Genomic DNA, 16,886 nt, shown 5'->3' with positions numbered 1-16,886 from the left:
GTTTCGCACCGCCACGAGCGGTGTCGCTGTTTCGCGCGAACAGAACCCAGGAAGTTTCTCCATGCCCAAGAACAAGAAGCCCGCCGGCGGCCGCGCCGCCAAGAACTTCGAGCCCCGCTACGGCGCCAAGACCTCGTTCCAGGACCGCAAGCGTCGTCCCGGTACCGAAGGCCCCGCCAAGCCCGGCAGCAAGAGCCCCAACCACCGCGGCTACCGCCCCGAGTCGGAGGCCACCCCCGACAAGGGGCGTTGGAACGCCGCCGACCGTGCCGGCCGCACCGATGCCCGCAACATCCGCACCTCGACGCGCGACGACCGTCCGGCCCGTTCGTTCGACGATCGCCCCGCGCGTTCGTTCGACCGCAATGACCGTCCCGCGCGTTCGTTCGATCGCGATGAGCGTCCCCGTCGTGACGCCGGTGAGCGTCCCGCGCGTTCGTTCGACCGCAGCGACCGCCCCGCGCGTTCGTTCGACGAGCGTCCCGCCCGCTCCTTCGACCGCAACGAGCGTCCGGCTCGGTCGTTCGATCGCACCGAGCGTCCTGCGCGTTCGTTCGATCGCGATGAGCGTCCCCGTCGTGACGCCGGTGAGCGTCCCGCGCGTTCGTTCGACCGCAGCGACCGCCCCGCGCGTTCGTTCGACGAGCGTCCCGCCCGCTCCTTCGACCGCACCGAGCGTCCGGCTCGGTCGTTCGACCGCACCGAGCGCCCTGCGCGTTCGTTCGATCGTGACGAGCGTCCCCGTCGCGATGCCGCTGACCGTCCGGCCCGGTCGTTCGACCGCAACGACCGTCCCGCCCGCTCCTTCGACCGCACCGAGCGTCCCGCGCGTTCGTTCGATCGCGACGAGCGTCCCCGTCGCGACGCCGGTGAGCGTCCCGCCCGGTCATTCGACCGCAGCGAGCGTCCGGCCCGTTCGTTCGAGGACCGTCCGGCTCGCTCGTTCGACCGCACCGAGCGCCCCGCGCGTTCGTTCGATCGTGACGAGCGTCCCCGTCGCGACGCCGGTGAGCGTCCCGCTCGCTCGTTCGACCGCAGCGACCGCCCGGCCCGCTCCTTCGACGAGCGCCCCCGCCGAAACGACGGCCCGAGCCGTAACGACGGCCCGAGCCGTAACGACGGCCCGAGCCGCAGCGACTGGGGCCACGCGCCCGGAGGCTCCGCCCGACGCGACAGCGGCGGGTGGAGTGGGCGTGGGGAGAACAACACCCCGAAGCGCTCCGCCGAGCACGAGCAGCGCGTCGACGTCGTGCACGAGCGCCTGCAGGCCGAGGCCGTGGACGCCGCGACCGTGACCGGTGCCGGCTTCGCCGAGCTGGGTCTGGGCGACAACCTCGTCCGCGCCCTCGCCGGTCTCGGTGCGGCGAGCCCCTTCCCGATCCAGGCGGCCACCGTCGCTCCGATCCTCGAGGGACGCGACGTCCTCGCCCGCGGCCGCACCGGCTCGGGCAAGACCATCGCCTTCGGCGCACCGCTGGTCGAGAGCATCCTGCGTTCGCAGGCGGGTCAGCGTCGTGAGTTCGCTCGCGCCCCCAAGGCGATCATCCTCGCCCCCACGCGCGAGCTCGCCCTGCAGATCGACCGCACCGTGCAGGCGCTCGCGCGCAGCGTGGGCCTGTTCACCACCCAGGTCTACGGCGGCGTGCCCCAGGCGCGTCAGGTCGGTGCGCTCAAGAAGGGCGTCGACATCGTCATCGGCACCCCGGGTCGCATCGAAGACCTGCTGAACCAGGGCAAGCTCGACCTCTCGCAGGTGCAGGTCGCCGTCCTCGACGAGGCCGATCACATGTGCGAGCTCGGCTTCCTCGAGCCCGTGCAGCGCATCCTCCGCGCGACCAAGAAGGGCAGCCAGAAGCTGCTCTTCTCGGCCACGCTCGACCGCGAGGTGGCGGCCCTGGTCGACGAGTTCCTCGTCGAGCCGGCCGTCTACGAGGTCGCCGGTGAAGACCAGGACTCGAGCACCATCGAGCACCGCGTTCTCGTCATCGAGCACCGCGACAAGGCGCAGATCCTCGACTCGCTCGTCGACCGCGCCGGCAAGACGCTCGTCTTCGCCCGCACCCGCGCCTATGCCGAGATGCTCGCCGAGCAATTCGACGACGCCGGGATCTCGGCCGTCGCCCTGCACGGTGACCTCAACCAGCAGAAGCGCACGCGCAACCTCGAGAAGCTCACCTCGGGTCGCGTGAACGTGCTCGTCGCAACCGACGTCGCCGCCCGCGGCATCCACGTCGACGACATCGACCTGGTCATCCAGGCCGACGCCCCTGACGAGTACAAGACGTACCTGCACCGCTCGGGCCGCACCGGTCGCGCCGGTCGCGCCGGCACCGTGGTCACGCTGATCACGCGCCAGCGTCGTCGTCGCATGACCGAGCTGCTCGACCGCGCCGAGATCGAGGCTCCTTTCGAAGAGACCGCGCTCGGCGACGACGTGCTCGAGGAGCTCTCGGGCCGTCAGCTCTCGAACGTCGACGCGTAATCGTCGTCAGGGAGGCCCTCGTCCGCATCGCGCGGACGGGGGCCTTCGTCGTTCGCCGGTCACGTCGCAACCTCAGAACAGCGTGGGCTCGCTCGCCGGCGCGACACGGGGGCGGGCGGATGCCGGGACCCCGGTCGACCTGATGGGTCCGAGGCTGCTCGCCGGCGTCGGCGTGCGTGCCGCGAGGCCGGGCTGCGGTCGACCGCGCGGGTGGTCGTCTTCGTCCCACCCGTCGAGGCGGTGCATGCGCAGGAGCGGTCGCATGCGTTTGCCGAGCCAGGTGCGGTAGGCCTTCGGGGCGGAGGTCGACACACCGGGGTACAGCCCCCGGTACGACGACACGAGGTGCGGGTGCTCGCGTTCGAGCCACTCGAAGAACCACTGCTTCGCCCCGGGGCGCAGGTGCAGCGCCCCGTAGACGACGCGCGCCGCACCCGCGGCGCGGATGCGCGCCAGGGCGTGATCGAGCGCGGCGATCGAGTCGGTGAGGTGCGGGATGATCGGCATGAGGAACACCGTCACGCGGAACCCCGCCTCGGTCGCCGCGCGCACCGTGTCGAGGCGCGCCTCGGCGCTGGGGGTGCCCGGCTCGATCGAGTGCTGCAGCGTGTCGTCGAACACCGCGATCGACATCGCCAGCGACACCTTCACCTGTTGCGCCGCCTCGGTGAGCAGGGGCAGGTCGCGTCGGAGCAACGTGCCCTTCGTGAGGATCGAGAACGGCGTGCCGTTGTCGGTCATGGCGCCGACGATATCGGGCATGAGGCGGTAGCGCCCCTCGGCGCGTTGGTAGGGATCGGTGTTCGTCCCGAGCATGACGGGCTCGCGGGCCCACGACCCGCGCCGCAACTCTGTGCGCAGCACGTCGGCGACGTTGACCTTGACCACGATCTGCGAATCGAAATCGGCCCCGTAATCGAGGTCGAGGTATTCATGCGTTTTCCTAGCAAAGCAATATGAACACGCATGAGTGCATCCACGATAGGGATTCACTGTCCAATCGAATGGCATCGCCGAAACCCCGGGAACGCGATTCAATGCGCTTTTGCACAGCACCTCGTGGAAGGTCATGCCCGCGAACTCCGGCGTCGTGACCGAGCGCACGAGGCCGTCCATGCGCTCCATGCCCGGGAGGGCTCCCGAGTCGTCGACGCCGAGTTGTTGACCTTGCCACCGCATACTCACATTCGAACACATGTTCTATATCAGGGCAAGCCCCGGCATCCGATAATCGCTCCCATGCTCGAATGCTCTCGCGATACTGTGACAGGCGTCGCTGGTTCGTCTGCCGCGATGGGAACGAGGGGCGCATGGAGACCGTGCGACACGTGCGAGGTCACGCGCTGCTGACGGCGGCCGGGCGCCGCCTCGAGCCCCTGCATCCGTCGTGGGTCGAACGTCACCCCGCGGCCGCAGGATGGATCTGGCTCGCGGCGATGGCCGTGCTGATCGTCGTCGTCGACCTCGTGGACGGTCCGGAGCCCCTGCGGGTGGCCGTGTCGTTGAGCGCCGCGCTGCCCTCGCTGGGCGCGACGCTGCTCGTGCTGTCGCAGACGCCCCGTGCGCACCTGGAGTCCGAACCGTCGATCCTCGGTCACTTCTTCGCGCGCTTCTTCGCCCTGCTCGGGGCGCTCATCCTGTGGATCGGATCCGTCGTGCTCGGTGCGGCCGTCGCGGTGCAGCTGACCGAGGATTCCCGCTCGAACACCGAAGCGGCGTGGGAGGAAGCTCTCGAGATCTTCGGCGCCGTCGTGCCCTTCATCGTCGCGGTGCTGTGGGCCGTGCTCATCTTCCGCTGCGTCGGGTACATCGCGCGCCTGCGCGGGTGGGCGCCGGTGCCGACGCGGCACCGCATCCCCGAGCAGTTCTTCGCCGAGTCGCCGCGCACCCGGCGCGTGGTGGTCGGGCTCGCGCATCCCGCCCTGCTGCTCGTCGCCGGCACGCTCAGCATCGTCCTCGTGTTCGTCGCGGCGGGCGAAGTCGCCTTCAGCGACGCGCTGTAAGGGCCGCGCGGGCGTCTACCGGGTGAGGCGGGGTCGACCGGTCCGCGGTCCCGGGAGACAATGGGACCAGTCATGTCCCCCGATTCCGAGCTCTCTCCCCGCCGCGCCGCGCGCGCGAAAGCCGAGCGACTCGCGACGGCGGCACTCCCCGTGCCCGTCGCCCCGGCCGCGCCCGAGGCCTCCGCGTCACCGACGCGCCGCGCTCTCCGCGAGGCCGGATCGAACGCGGCGCCGCTTCGCCGTCGTTCGTTCGCGCCGGTCGAGGCCGCGCCGTCGTCCTCTGAGAGCGGTCGCCTCCGCGCCGCGGCCGCGTGGTTCTCCGCCCTGCCGAGAGTGCGCCGTCGCCGGCTCGCGGTCGTCGCCGGGGCGCTCGCGGTGGTCGTCGCCACCGCGACCGTGGCCGCCGGTCTGGCGATGGGGGCGGGGGCGGATGCCACGGCTTCGACGAGCGCCAACGACGCTACCGTGACGGCGGCGCTCGCCGGTCCCCCCGCTGTCCCCTCCGAGGGGCTCCCCGTGCCCGCGGTGTCAGCGGTGGCGGCAACGGCCACGCCGTGCGACGACCCGGCCGTCACGACGGCGCTCTCTGCGGGCGACGACGCCGCCGCCATCGCCGCGGCCGGCGGAGGCAGCGCCTTCCGTGAGGCCGTGGCATCCGGGATCGCGCCCTGCGTATCGCTCTCCGACCCGAACCGCGAATGGGTCGTCGTCAACAAGCAACGCCCGCTCGAGCCCGTCGACTACTACCCGGGCGACCTCATCATGCCCGCGAACGTCCGCGCCCTCGAAGACTCCGCGCTGCGCACGCCGGCGGCGAACGCGCTCACCGCGATGGTGAAGGCCGCCTCCGACGCGGGAGCCGGCGAGATCGGCTACCTGAGCGCGTTCCGCTCGTACACGACCCAGAAGTCCACGTACGCCGGCCGCGTGCGCGTCAGCGGGGTGGAGGGTGCCGATCGCGAGAGCGCCCGACCCGGCTACAGCGAGCATCAGTCGGGTCTGGCCGTCGACATCGTGCCCTGCAACGGTTCGTGCCGCACTCTCGACGACGTCGCCGCGTCGGCTCAGGGCGCGTGGGTGCGCGAGCATTCGTGGGAGTTCGGCTTCGTCACGCGGTACGCGGAGGGTCGCGAAGCGGTCAGCGGATACGAGCCCGAAGCGTGGCACCTGCGCTACATCGGTCCTGAACTCGCTCGCGCCTACCACGAGGGCGGCTTCACCACCCTGGAGGAGTTCTTCGGACTCCCGGCGGCGCCGACGTACTGAGTTCAGCCCCGCCGCCTCCGCGGTGTGAGACGCACGCCTGGCAGGGGCGGCGCCGGAATGCGCTCGGGGCCGTGGTCGATCACGGTCCCGAAGCGCGGCGCCTGTGCTTCCCACGCCTCGCGGGCCTCGACGATCTCGTCGTGCGAACGGCCCACGAAGTTCCACCACATGACGATGTCGGCCTCGAACGGCTCCCCGCCCAGCAGGAACACGCGGGCACCCCCGTCGCTGCGCAGCTCGACATGGTCGCGGCCGCGGCCGAGGTAGATCAAGCGAGTGTGGTCGACGGATGCCGTGGACCCTGACTCGACTGGAGTGCCGGGTCGTCGCGCGGCGTCGGCGTTCACGGCATCCGCCCCCGTCTCGACCTCGGCGGTGCCCGTCATGCCGTACAGGGCGTACTCCCACTCGGGACGCAGCGGGACACGCACGGTGACGCCGGCCGGCAGACGGAGTTCGGCGCCCACGATCGGGGTGTGCACCGTCGCGGGCGAGACGACCTCGCCGAGTGCGCCCATCACCACAACCGCATCGGCCCCCTCGCCGAGGTCGAGCACCGGCAGGTCTTCGTGACGCTCGAACGCGGGCTCCCCGTGCCGCCGCGACTCGGGCAACGCCACCCAGAGCTGCAGGGCGTCGAGGGGGATGGGCCCCTCGCCGACCGAGTACTCGGAGTGCGCGATCCCCGCGCCGCTGGTCATGAGGTTCAGGGCGCCCGGGCGCACGACGACGTCACTGCCCACGGCATCGCGATGCCGGACCTCGCCGATGATCGGCCAGGTCACCGTCTGCAGTCCGATGTGCGGGTGCGGCTCGACGCGCATGAGCGTGTCCTGCGGGCCGAAGCGGTCGAGGAAGCACCAGGCGCCGACCATCGGCAGCGAGCGGTGGGGGAGGGTGCGGTGCACTTCCATGCCGCGCACGCCGCCCAGCGGCACCTCTCGTGCCTCGACGATCAACGCGCGGGGGCCGTCGCAGTCGATCGGACCCTCGGATGCCGGGGGAGCGACGTCGAGTCGGGTCACGACCGGTCGCCGCCTCCGGCCGCGTCGGTGTCGCCCTGCTCGGGCTGGTCGACGGACAGGCCGGGCACGTCGTGCTCGCTCAGGTAGTGCGCGACGAAGGGGCACGAGGGGATGATCGTGTCGCCGCGGCGAGCGAGGTCGGAGAGCGCCTCACTCGCGAGGGTCGAGCCCAGGCCGCGACCCTTGAACGCCGGGTCGACCTCGGTGTGGGGCAGCTCGGTGCGGTCGCCGCTCGCGGGGCGGAACTCCATGAAGCCGCCGAGCTCGTCGCCCACGTGGATCTCGTAGCGGCCCGCCTCGTCGTTGCGGGTCACGGTCAGTTCGTCGGCCATGGAATCTCCTTCATCGGTGTCCACAGCAACGTATGCGCTGGCATGGATGTTCCGCCATCCCCACGTCATGGCGGAAGTCGTGGGTTAGGGGGGCGTCGAGCCCTCGCCCTACCCGAGGCGCGAGCGATGCCGCCGGACGGCGGCGCGGTTGGCGCAGCGCACCGAGCAGTAGCGCTGACGGCCGTTGCGGGTGACGTCGACGACGACGTTCGTGCACGGGTCGGCGGCGCAGCGGCCGAGGCGGTTCATGCCGCGCGTGACGAGGTGCAGAGAGGTGCCCACCGAGATGACGGCGGCGAGCACGCGGGGGAGCGCCTCGTCGCTGTCGCGGTAGTGCAGGTGCCACCCCTCGCCGTCGTGGTCGGTGAGGCGCGGGTAGGCGGTGACCGCGGCCATCTGCGCGTTCAGCAGCGCGGCGCGCGCGGCGGGGTCTGTCTCGTCGACCACGCGGAGCCACTCGTCGATGACCGCGCGGGTGCGTTCGTGATCTCCGGATGCCACGGGGAAGGTCATCGTCATCCCCATCTCGCGCGTGCGCTCCTCGATGCCGGCGCGATCGGCGGGCCAGTCGTTCGCGAGCGACGCGGCCAGCAGGACCGCGTACTCCCCGTAAGGGTTGAGATGCATAACGGCATTACATCACGCTGGGATCATGACCGCCTCAGACCTGCTCGCCCTCGCCGTCTCGGCATCCGCCCCTCACGAACACGGCTGGATCACCGAGTCGGCGCACTCGACCAGTCAGGGTCGGGTGCGGTACGTCCGCTGCTCCGCGTGCGGGGCGCGGCGCGTCGACCTCGAGGCCGCGAGCGTCGTCGTTCCCCTCGCGGTGTCGCGGATCTCGCCCCCTGCCGGCGAGGTCGGAGGCCACCCCGCACGGTAGCGTCGAGTCAGACCGTCGACGGAGGACGCATGGATGCTCTGAGCCTGATCGCCGTGACCGCGGGTGCGGTGCTGGTGCTGGCCCTCGTGCTGCACGTCTGGTACGCCATCGGCCTGTCTCGCGTGTTCGCGGGCCGCGGGGGCGAGCCCTGGCGGGCGTGGATTCCGCTGCTGAACGAGGCCGAGATCTTGCGCCTCGGCCGGCAGGACCCGGTGCGGGCTGTACTGCTGCTCGTCCCGGGCGTCAACGTCTACGGGCTCGTGCTCAAGGCGCGCGCGGCGCACCGTCTCGGCGAGCCGACCGGTCGCGGGGCGGGCACGACGGCCCTCGCGCTGGTGTTCCCTCCCGTGTGGGCGGGCGTACTCGCCGCCGGGGAGAAGACTCCGGATGCCGTGGATCACGCGACCGATGACGACGCCGAGGTCGTAACCGTGGCCGAGGGCGAGCCTGCGCCGATCACCGCCGTGCCGGGGGCGGAGGCGACGGCGGGTGAGGCGTCGACCGCGGCAGCCTCCCCGACGACTTCTGCGACTCCCTCTTCGGCCTCCGCTGCGACGACGGATCCGCCTCCGCCGGCTGCCGCGGCCGGAGGTCGCCGCGCGCGGTCGGCCACGCAGGAGACGCCGAGTATCCCGGTGCTGCCAGGGCCCGTCCTCATCGGCGAGGTGCCTGCGGAGGAGACGACCGTGGCGCCGAGCGGCACCGCCCCGCTCGACGACGGAGAGGTCGCCGAGGTGCCGGACGCCGTGCCCTCCGTCGAGGTGCCGAGCTCCGCCCCCGTCGCCGAGGTGCCCGCCGTCGCTGCCGGCGCCGAGACGCCCACCATCGCGGCCGCCGGCGCGCCCGCCGCGGAGGGCGAGGAGCTCGGCCGGGTCGCCGAGACGACCGATTCCACGGCGCAGCGTCCCGACGAGCAGTCGTCGGCCGCGGCCTCGCCCATCGAGGAGATGACGCAGACGGCACGTCCGCGGTCACGCCGCCGTGGCGAGTGGAGCCTGCGCCTGCCCGGTGGAGAACTCGTCGCCCTCGAGAGCCGGACCGTCGTGCTCGGCCGTCGTCCGTCCGTCGACGACGAAGGCGTGCAGTACGTCACGGTGACCGACGACACGCGCACCATGTCGAAGCGTCACGCCCGCCTCGACTGGACGGTTACGGGCTGGACCATCACCGACCTCGAGTCGACCAACGGAGTGACCCTGGTGCACGACGACGGTCGCACCGAGAAGCTGTCGGCCGGGGGCACGGCGATCGTTCCCAGCCGCTTCCGACTCGGCGACGCGCAGGTCGAACTGCGCCCCGAACCGACGGCCTGACGTCGCGGGGCGTTCCTACTCCGCGGGGTCGGGACCGTACAGGCCGCGACCCGTCGGCGCCGGGCGCCGCGACGCGGTCTCTTCGCGACGGCGGCTGACGTACACGGCCAGTGCGCCGATGGCGCCGAGCGCCACGAGTCCCGCCACGCCGATGCCGGTCATGGTCGAGATGGCCGCGGCATCCGGACCCGGCCCGACGACCACGGCCACCGGAGCGGGCGTTCCGGTCGGCGAGGCCGTGGGCGAGGCTCCTGGAAACGGGCTGTTCGGCCCGCGCAGCCCCGAGCCGGGGACCAGCACGATCGCGTCATAGGGCTGGACGAAGCCCCACCCGGTGATGTTCGAGCGATCGTCGGGCTGCGGCCGCACGGCGGTCGCCTCCAGGCGGTACGCCCACTGCGCGGGGGTCTCGCCGGGGTGCGCCGCCGCGACGAGAGCAGCCGCCCCCGACACGTACGCCGCGGCGTAGCTCGTCGCGGGTTGCTCCTTCGCCACCACGCAGTCGCCGCCCAACGGCCAGGCCGAGGCGATGGCCTGACCCGGAGCCGACAGTCGTACGTGCGTGCCGCGGATGCTGTCGCTCGTGACGGCGCTCTCGAGGTTGGTGGCCGAGACGCCGATCGCGCCCGAGAATCCGGCCGGGTAGCGGATGCCGTCGGCGTCGCTCTGCTCGACCGCGGCCGTCGAATCGCGGTTGCCGGCGCTCGCGATGACGAGGCTGCCGCGCGACTTCGCGTAGGCGACGGCGTCGGCCAGGGCGCCGTTCTTCTCGGTCGTGCTCATCGAGACGTTGATGACCTGCGCGCCCCGGTCGGCGGCGATGCGGATGCCCTCGGCCATGCGCGCGGTGTTCGGGCCGATACCCGCGTCGATCTGCGACTTCTCGTCGCCCGCGTAGACGCGGATGGGCAGGATCTTCGCCTCGGGCGCGAGGCCCTGCACCCCGGAGCCCGAGATCACCTGCGCGGCGATCTGGCCCGCGATGACGGTGCCGTGACCGTAGGTGTCGGTGCGTCCGTTCGCGTCGGTGCCGTCGGGTACGAGGTTCACCCCCGGCACGACGTTGTCGTCGAGGTGCGGGTTCTTCGCCACCCCCGAGTCGACCACCGCGACGGTGACGCCCGCTCCGCGAGTGAGCGCCCAGGCCGCGTCGCTCTGCAGCTGGGCGAGCGCCAGCGGGGTCTGGGTCACGCGCGTCGACGCGTCGCACTGCTCCTGCGTGGCCGACACGATCCCGGATGCCGGGCCGAGGCCCTGCGCCGAGACCGGGGCTCCGACTCCGGCGTGCGCCGCGGCGGGCACTCCCGCGAGCAGGATCCCGGTCGCGAGCGCAACCGCGCCGACGCGTCGGATGCCCGGGATCACTTCGTCTCCGGCGTGGTCTGCGCGGCGCCCTCCGTCAGCGACGGGCCGGTCGCGAGCAGGGCCGTCCACCCGTCGGCCACCGCGCCGACGTCGTCGGTGCTGTATCCAAGGCGGGAGATGACCTCTTCGCTCGCGCCGGGGAGGGGATAGGCCGTGCCGGTGGCATCCACCAGGGTGAGCACGCTCGAGTTCTGGTCGCCGCGCCCGCCGGCCCGCACGAGGGCGCCGTGGCTGGGCTCGACCTGCACCCCGGCGGTGACCGCCGTCGACGTCGGCTGCGTGGCCAGGGCCGTGACGGCTTGACCCTCGCCGCCCTCGAGCACGGCGCACGGGCGCTGGCCCGCCGCGACGGTGTCGAACGCGGTCTCGGGCCAGTCCTGACCGAGGTCCTGCGTCGCGGTCGGGAGGTTGCGGGTCTCGTCGATCGAGACCTCGGTGACGCTCGTACCGAGAGCGCTGCCGCTTCCGAGCTGGTACAGCTGCCAGGCGAGAGGCGTCAGGCGCACGAGCACACCGCCGGTCTGCACCAGGTAACGCTCGTCGTCGGGGGTGCCCGTCTGGCGGATCACCTCGCCGACCTTGAGCGAGGTGCCCGGTACGCCCTGGCCGAAGTTCTTCAGCGTGATCGGCGTCAACGGCGTGCCCGCTGTGAACAGGTCGAGCCAGGCGGCCGAGACCGGCACCGGGTTCAGCGACGAGATGCCGGCGGCGCGCAACACGGCATCCGGATCTTCGTTCGACACCGCGAAGCTGCGCTCGCCCTGCACCACGTGCAGAAGGCCGTCGACGGAGACCACGACGGCCTTGCCCGTGGCGGGAGTCGGAGCCGCGGCCGTGCTTACGCGGACGTCGACGGCGGCGTCGTCGGTGACGCACGCGCTCCAGCCCGAGTTGATGAGACCCGATGCGGGGGGCAGCTCGTCGGGGGCGCCCGTGATGCCGAGGGTGTTCCCGACGGGGGTGCCGGCGAGCGTCGCCTGGTCGGTGGAGATGACCCCGAAGTTGTCGGCGGGCAGCAGCAGGCGGGCGCTGGCGGTGTTGATCACCGGGTGGAGCACGCCGTCGACGGTGACGAAGCGTGCTCCGGTGTCGGAGACCAGCACGAGCTTGCCGTTCTCCCAGCCGGTCGGAAGACCCGGGCGGATGAGGCCGTAGAACACGCCCACCAGCACGACGATCACGGTCAGCGCGATTGCGGCGATCACCGCGCGCAGGGGAGAGGTCGGCTGGAGCTCCTTGCCGCCGGGGGCGCCGCTGACGAACGCGGTGAGCAGGCGTCGGCGCGAGAAGTTCTGCGCCTCGATCAGGTCGCCCTTGGTGGCCATCGGGTCAGGCCAGTCCGGACGAGATGACCGACAGCGGCAGGAGCGAGGCGAGCACCAGCAGCTCGACGGTGTCGGCGACGCGGATGAGGCGCAGGCGCGTCTTGGGCGCCAGCAGGGTCACGGTCACCACGCTGACGGTCGCGACGGCGAGCACGATCAGGATGCCGACGCGCAGGCCCGGCTGCGCGAGCGACGCCACGACGCCGGCCACGACGAGGCCGAGCACGCCGGTGGCCATCACCGTGAGCACGCCCGAGCGGGCGTAGGTCTGCCGCGAGGGGAACATCATGCCGGCGAAGGCGAGAGCGCACAGGATCGCACCGGTGGCGTTCTGCGCGGCCACGAGCGGAGTGGCGACCAGTACGGCCGCGGCGAGGGCGAGCCGCAGGGCGATGAGGATGCGCTTGCCCTGGGCGACGCGAGCGGCGATGTCGTCGGCGTCGATCGGCTCGGGGTCGGCGAACATCTCCACGTCGCTCTGGGGCGAGAACACGCGCAGCCGCGTCGTGCCCATCGCGAGCCAGGGGAGGGCGCCCGCGAGCGTGCCGACGACGCCGATCATGAGCGTCCACACCATGGCGGGAGGGAAGAAGGCGGCGAGGGTGCCCGCGACGCCGATCGCGCCGCCGGCGACGAGGGGAGCAAGCTGAAGCTCGGCGTGTGCTCGTGTCAAAGCGAGCGAGACGCCAGCGATGACGAACGCGCCGCCGCCGGCTGCGGCCATGGGCCATCCCCACATGTCGATCGCCGCGGGGATCGCGAGATAGCCCGCGACGGCGCCGAAGACGGCCGCCGCCATGCCGAGACCCTGGCCCGCTTCGCGCTGCCCGAGACGTGCGACCACGGCGGAGACGACGAGAAGCACGATGGCGCCGCCGCCGGCGACGAGGGCGCCGAAGGGCAGGGTGCGTCCGGCGGCGAGGAGCAGCACCGCGCAGACGCCGAGAAGAGCGAGGCTCACGGCGAGGGCGGTGCGGGCGTTGTCGCGCGTCGTCCACGGCCGGTTCTGCTGCGAGGTGGCGTCGAGCACCGCTTCGACGATGTCGTCGTAGACCCGCGGCTGGGCGACGAGGCCGCCGCGCACCAGCGTCAGTACCTCGCCGTCGACGATTCCCTGGGCCGAGGCGCCGAGCGAAGGATCGACGGTGGTTCCGTCCGCGCGGTGCAGGGCGTAGCCCGCCGAGGTCATGGACGGATCGAGCACGCCGAGAGAGCGCGCGAAGCCGGGGAGGAACTCGATGACCGGCACCTGCGCCGGTACGGCGATGTCGAGACGTCGCCCCTCGCTCTGCACCGACAGACGCAGCAATGCGCGCGTCGCATTCATGACGTCAGCCATCCGCGGCCCCTTCTTTCCGGACCGAAGCCCCCCTGCGGTCAGACCCCGAAAGCCTATCGGGGCGGTGCGTCACGCCCCGTCGAACCGCGCCGCGGAGGCGCGGTCGGCGCTGACGTAGTCATCGGCGATGGAGTCCGTGGCGTTCGCGATGCGCTGCAGCACGTCGCGCATCTGCTCGAGGGTCGCACTCCACTGCTGCTGGGCGTTGTTGTAGGCGACCTGGGCCATGCCCTCCCACTGGCCGCGCAGTCGTGAGACCTCGGCGTCGAGTCCACCGAGGGTCGCATCGATGCGGGCCGACTCGGCGCGCAGGCGACCCGCCGCCGAATGGAGCGCTTCCGGGGTGACGCGAAGGTCGCTCATCACTCGCCTCCCAGCATCGAGCCGAGTCCGTGGATGGTGGTGCGGTGCTGCTCTTCCACCGCTTCCTGGTCTTGCGCGGTCGAGCGGAGGGCGGCGCTGAGCGTCACGAGCGTGCTGTTCAAGCGGTCGGCGCTGGCCGTCCACTCGTTGACCAGCGCGCTGTACGACGAGGCGGCGTCGCCGACCCAGTTGCCGGCGAGCTCGTCGAGCTCGGCGAGCACGCGCCGGACGCTGTCGTTGACATCGGCGTGCGCGCCCGACACCGCTTCGGCGCCCCGGACGAGCGCGCCCTCTCCGGCGGAGATGCGGTCAGACATCGTGGTTCTCCTCTTTCGTGGAGTCGATCAGACAGGGGAGTGTTCGGCGAGCGGTCACTCGTCGCGACCGCCGGCCTGCGCGTTCTCCGACCGGGGGGCGATCTCTTCGTCGTCTTCCATGCGAGGAGCGATCGGGCCTCCGAGGCCGCGCGCGGCTTCGTCCTTGCGTTCGGAGCGCGAGCCGGGGCCGCCCATGCCGCCCACGCCGCGCGAACCCGAGGCCGCTCCGCGGCCGCCGCCGGCTGCCGAGCCGCCTCCGACACCGCGAGCCCCGCCCTTTGCGGATCCGCCTGCTGCGGAAGTGCCGCCTCCGACTCCGCCGCCGCGAGCCCCGCCCTTGGCGGATCCACCGGCAGCGCCCGTGCCTCCGGCGCCGCCCGCACCGCCGAGTCCGCTCGCCCCGCCGCGCACACCGGCGCCGCGGGCCGCGGTCGAACCGGGCGTGCCACCGCCGGCGGCGAGGCCGCCGACACCACGGGCTCCGAGACCAGCGCCACCGGGGGTCTTGCCGAGCAGGCCTCCCGAGCGGGCGCCGCCACCGGCCTTGGCCGAGCCTCCGGCCCCGCCCGTACCGCCACCGAACAGGCTGCCGCCGACACCGGCTCCACCGCCACCGACGCGGCCGAGCGCAAGCGCGCCACCACCGCCGGCGACGAGGCCCGCACCGAGGCCCGAGCCGATACCCGCACCGGGTCCGCCAGGCGTACCGCCGACGAGACCTCCGCCGGGCATCGGAGAGATGCCGCCGGGCAGCGTCGGGCTTCCGATCACCGGGCCGTCGGGCGTCGGGTCGGGCGGAACGTTGCCGATGTCGATGGGCGCCGGGCCACCGGGAACCGGGGTCGGGGTCGGGAACGGGCCGTAGTCACCGGGTCCGGGGCCCGTCGGGACCTCGCCGCCGCCATTACCGCCGCCGCCGATCTCGCCACCGCCGCCGATGTTGCCACCGCCGACGTTGCCGCCTCCGCTCGAGCCGCCGCCAGGGGTCATGTCCCAGTCGGGGTACGACTGGAAGCTTCGGCCGCTGGTGGAGCCGGTACCGCCGTCGGGGTCGTACGGCGGCGGCGGGGGCGGCGGAGGCGGGAATTCGCCCCCGGTGAACGGAGGGGGTGCATCGAGCGCCACATCGTCCAACTGGTTCGAGTGCTTCTCCACGGCCTCTCGAGCAGCCGCCTCGCGCTGCGAAGCCATGTAGTCGTTGATGGCACGGCCCGCACCCTCCCCGGCGAGGAACGCGACCGGACCGAAGATGATGGAGGCTCCGGCGGCTGCCCCGCGGACCATGGCCTGCTGCCCGGGGTCCATCTGGCCTTGAGGAAGGGACGCCGCGGAGTCACGCGCTTGCTGGCGTACCTCGTTCGCCTGGTCGAGCCGACTCGGAACGTGCTCTCGGAGGTAGACGAGTTGGTCGTCGATCTCGAGAGACGTCCGAGTGAACTGCGCTCGTGCCGCGTCGCCTGACGCGCCCGCGAGGCCCGGGTCTTCCGCGGCAGAGTCGAGGACCTGCTTGAGTGCCTCGAGCGCCCCGGCCAGCTCCCACCTGGTTGGGAGGTCCCACGGCACGCCGCCCTCGGCGAGATTCTGCAGACGTTGCTCCCAGATACCTGTCACGATCTGTTCCCCTTTCCAGCCTTGCGGCGTTGGGTGACGACGATGAGGACGATGACGACCACGGCCGCCACGATGAGGGCTCCGATACCGATCGCGGCCCACATCACCAGCGCTCCGAGATCGGAGCCGGTGGAGGTGGGCTCGGCGTCGGCGTACTGGTCGACGCTGCGGGGTTGCTCGTCGGGGGTGAAACCTCCGGCGGCGACAGCGCGGTCGATCTGCTCCGTTGTCGGGAAGCCCGCCGGTTTGTTCATGAGCGGTGTCTGGTCCGGATAGCCAGTGGGATCGATGCTGAGCATCGTGGGCAACCACGCGGCGCCGTAGCCGTACCCGTCTTCAGTGCGCGTCGGATCGTGCTGCGTCCCGTTGGTGGTCGCGATCATCGCCTGGACCAGTTGATTGCCGGTGGCCTCGGGCCACTTCTGCGCCGCGAGGGCGAGCATTCCGCCGACGACCGGCGCCGAGAAAGACGATCCGGTGGTGACCCCGCTCGTGTTCCAGTCGCCGGAGACTCCCACGGTCGGGAGGTCGACTCCCGCGGCCACGATGTCGGCGTGAGCCACGCCGAAGGGCGATGCGCCGTCACCGGGCTGGAGGGCGCCCGAGCTGTCGATGGCCGAGACCGCGACGACGCCGTTCATGGTGCTCAGATCGTTCGACGCGAGGGAGCTGGAATCGGCGTTCGGAGTGGCCACGAGCACGATCGCCCCCTTTGCGACCGCGTAGGCGATGGCCGTGGCATCGCTCGGGGAAGCCGACATCGACACAGAGGTCGTGATTATCTTCGCGCCGTCATCAACAGCGGTCTTGACCGCGAAGCCGAAATCGCGCAGGCCGGCTTCGGGGCTCTCGCAGAGTTCCTTCTTCTCTGCGGAAGATCCATACCCGTAGAACGTCACGGCCGCATCGGGCGCGATACCGCGAACGCCGCTCGGGCCGGCGCCGTTACCGATGATCATGGCCGTGATCGTGCTGCCGTGGACGGACGATTCGTTGGCGGACTCCGTCGCCGAGGCCGCACCGTTCTTGCACGGCTGAGCCTCGCTCACGGTGAGGTTGCGGCCTTCGAACACCGGGAGGCTCGGATCGATCTGCCCGTCGATGACGGCGACCTTCACCCCGGCGCCGGTGATGCCCGCGTCGTGCGCGGTCTGCACCTGGTAGGCGTCGTACCACCAGTCGTATTCGCCGCCGGCGGCGGCGGTCGCGGCCGGCACGGCCCCGCCGAGCGCGAGGGCCCCGGCCGCCAACATCGCTCCGAG

At 72.0% G+C, this 16,886-nt stretch carries 16 protein-coding genes; 5 read left to right on the top strand and 11 right to left on the bottom strand.

Translation table 11 applies throughout. From position 1 onward, the window contains the following. Nucleotides 1–61: 61 nt before the first annotated feature. Nucleotides 62–2,482 (top strand): DEAD/DEAH box helicase, encoded by a 2,421-nt coding sequence (locus FS769_RS05065; RefSeq protein WP_144830188.1) that lies wholly within the window; start codon nt 62–64, stop codon nt 2,480–2,482. A gap of 72 nt (nt 2,483–2,554) precedes the next feature. Here FS769_RS05065 and FS769_RS05060 read toward each other — a convergent pair whose 3' ends face one another. Next, a complete protein-coding gene (locus FS769_RS05060; protein WP_144830185.1) occupies nt 2,555–3,661 on the bottom strand; it encodes an Rv2578c family radical SAM protein in 1,107 nt (368 codons plus the stop codon). A gap of 131 nt (nt 3,662–3,792) precedes the next feature. On the opposite strand from FS769_RS05060, the gene FS769_RS05055 reads away from it, so the two are divergent. Together FS769_RS05055 and FS769_RS05050 are read left to right on the top strand one after the other, a co-directional pair. Continuing rightward, complete coding sequence (locus tag FS769_RS05055) at nt 3,793–4,485, top strand: hypothetical protein (RefSeq protein WP_144830182.1); 693 nt, start codon at nt 3,793–3,795, stop codon at nt 4,483–4,485. A gap of 72 nt (nt 4,486–4,557) precedes the next feature. Next, nucleotides 4,558–5,751, top strand: a complete 1,194-nt coding sequence (locus FS769_RS05050; protein WP_144830179.1) for a M15 family metallopeptidase — start codon at nt 4,558–4,560, stop codon at nt 5,749–5,751. A gap of 2 nt (nt 5,752–5,753) precedes the next feature. On the opposite strand, the gene FS769_RS05045 is transcribed toward FS769_RS05050, so the two are convergent. Genes FS769_RS05045 through FS769_RS05035 form a run of 3 tightly spaced genes read right to left on the bottom strand, consistent with a single transcriptional unit; the run spans nt 5,754 to nt 7,735 of the window. Next, nucleotides 5,754–6,776 (bottom strand): pirin family protein, encoded by a 1,023-nt coding sequence (locus FS769_RS05045; RefSeq protein ID WP_144830176.1) that lies wholly within the window; start codon nt 6,774–6,776, stop codon nt 5,754–5,756. Then, nucleotides 6,773–7,177, bottom strand: a complete 405-nt coding sequence (locus FS769_RS05040; RefSeq protein ID WP_396652406.1) for a GNAT family N-acetyltransferase — start codon at nt 7,175–7,177, stop codon at nt 6,773–6,775. Before FS769_RS05040 ends, FS769_RS05045 begins: the two co-directional genes overlap by 4 nt. A 39-nt stretch (nt 7,178–7,216) precedes the next feature. Then, on the bottom strand, nt 7,217–7,735 hold the full coding sequence (locus FS769_RS05035) for a CGNR zinc finger domain-containing protein (protein WP_144830170.1): 519 nt from the start codon (nt 7,733–7,735) through the stop codon (nt 7,217–7,219). A 25-nt stretch (nt 7,736–7,760) separates the two neighbouring features. Between FS769_RS05035 and FS769_RS05030 the strand changes: the two genes are divergently transcribed. Next, a complete protein-coding gene (locus tag FS769_RS05030) occupies nt 7,761–7,991 on the top strand; it encodes a hypothetical protein (protein WP_144830167.1) in 231 nt (76 codons plus the stop codon). 29 nt (nt 7,992–8,020) lie between these two features. After that, nucleotides 8,021–9,304 carry an FHA domain-containing protein gene (locus FS769_RS05025; protein WP_144830164.1) on the top strand — a complete coding sequence of 428 codons (1,284 nt, stop codon included), beginning with the start codon at nt 8,021–8,023 and terminating at the stop codon, nt 9,302–9,304. Nucleotides 9,305–9,319: 15 nt separating this feature from the next. Here FS769_RS05025 and FS769_RS05020 read toward each other — a convergent pair whose 3' ends face one another. The 7 genes from FS769_RS05020 to FS769_RS04990 form a co-directional block, all read right to left on the bottom strand. Beyond that, nucleotides 9,320–10,669, bottom strand: coding sequence for a S8 family serine peptidase (locus tag FS769_RS05020; protein ID WP_186325424.1), 1,350 nt, complete (start codon nt 10,667–10,669; stop codon nt 9,320–9,322). Then, on the bottom strand, nt 10,666–11,994 hold the full coding sequence (gene eccB, locus FS769_RS05015; protein WP_144830158.1) for a type VII secretion protein EccB: 1,329 nt from the start codon (nt 11,992–11,994) through the stop codon (nt 10,666–10,668). Before eccB ends, FS769_RS05020 begins: the two co-directional genes overlap by 4 nt. Nucleotides 11,995–11,998: 4 nt before the next feature. Continuing rightward, nucleotides 11,999–13,333 carry a type VII secretion integral membrane protein EccD gene (eccD, locus tag FS769_RS05010; protein ID WP_144830155.1) on the bottom strand — a complete coding sequence of 445 codons (1,335 nt, stop codon included), beginning with the start codon at nt 13,331–13,333 and terminating at the stop codon, nt 11,999–12,001. 69 nt (nt 13,334–13,402) lie between these two features. Continuing rightward, nucleotides 13,403–13,696, bottom strand: coding sequence for a WXG100 family type VII secretion target (locus FS769_RS05005; protein ID WP_144830152.1), 294 nt, complete (start codon nt 13,694–13,696; stop codon nt 13,403–13,405). Next, nucleotides 13,696–14,013: a WXG100 family type VII secretion target gene (locus tag FS769_RS05000; protein WP_144830148.1), complete on the bottom strand. Its 318-nt coding sequence runs from the start codon at nt 14,011–14,013 to the stop codon at nt 13,696–13,698. Before FS769_RS05000 ends, FS769_RS05005 begins: the two co-directional genes overlap by 1 nt. A gap of 54 nt (nt 14,014–14,067) precedes the next feature. Beyond that, complete coding sequence (locus FS769_RS04995; RefSeq protein ID WP_144830145.1) at nt 14,068–15,624, bottom strand: hypothetical protein; 1,557 nt, start codon at nt 15,622–15,624, stop codon at nt 14,068–14,070. Beyond that, nucleotides 15,621–16,877: a S8 family serine peptidase gene (locus tag FS769_RS04990; RefSeq protein WP_144830142.1), complete on the bottom strand. Its 1,257-nt coding sequence runs from the start codon at nt 16,875–16,877 to the stop codon at nt 15,621–15,623. The genes FS769_RS04995 and FS769_RS04990 overlap by 4 nt, the downstream gene beginning before the upstream one ends. Between the last annotated feature and the right edge of the window lie 9 nt (nt 16,878–16,886).

The organism is Microbacterium sp. BH-3-3-3, assembly GCF_007679045.1.
GTDB classification, from domain to species: Bacteria; Actinomycetota; Actinomycetes; order Actinomycetales; family Microbacteriaceae; genus Microbacterium; species Microbacterium algihabitans.
This window is presented reverse-complemented; position numbering and strand designations above follow the sequence as displayed.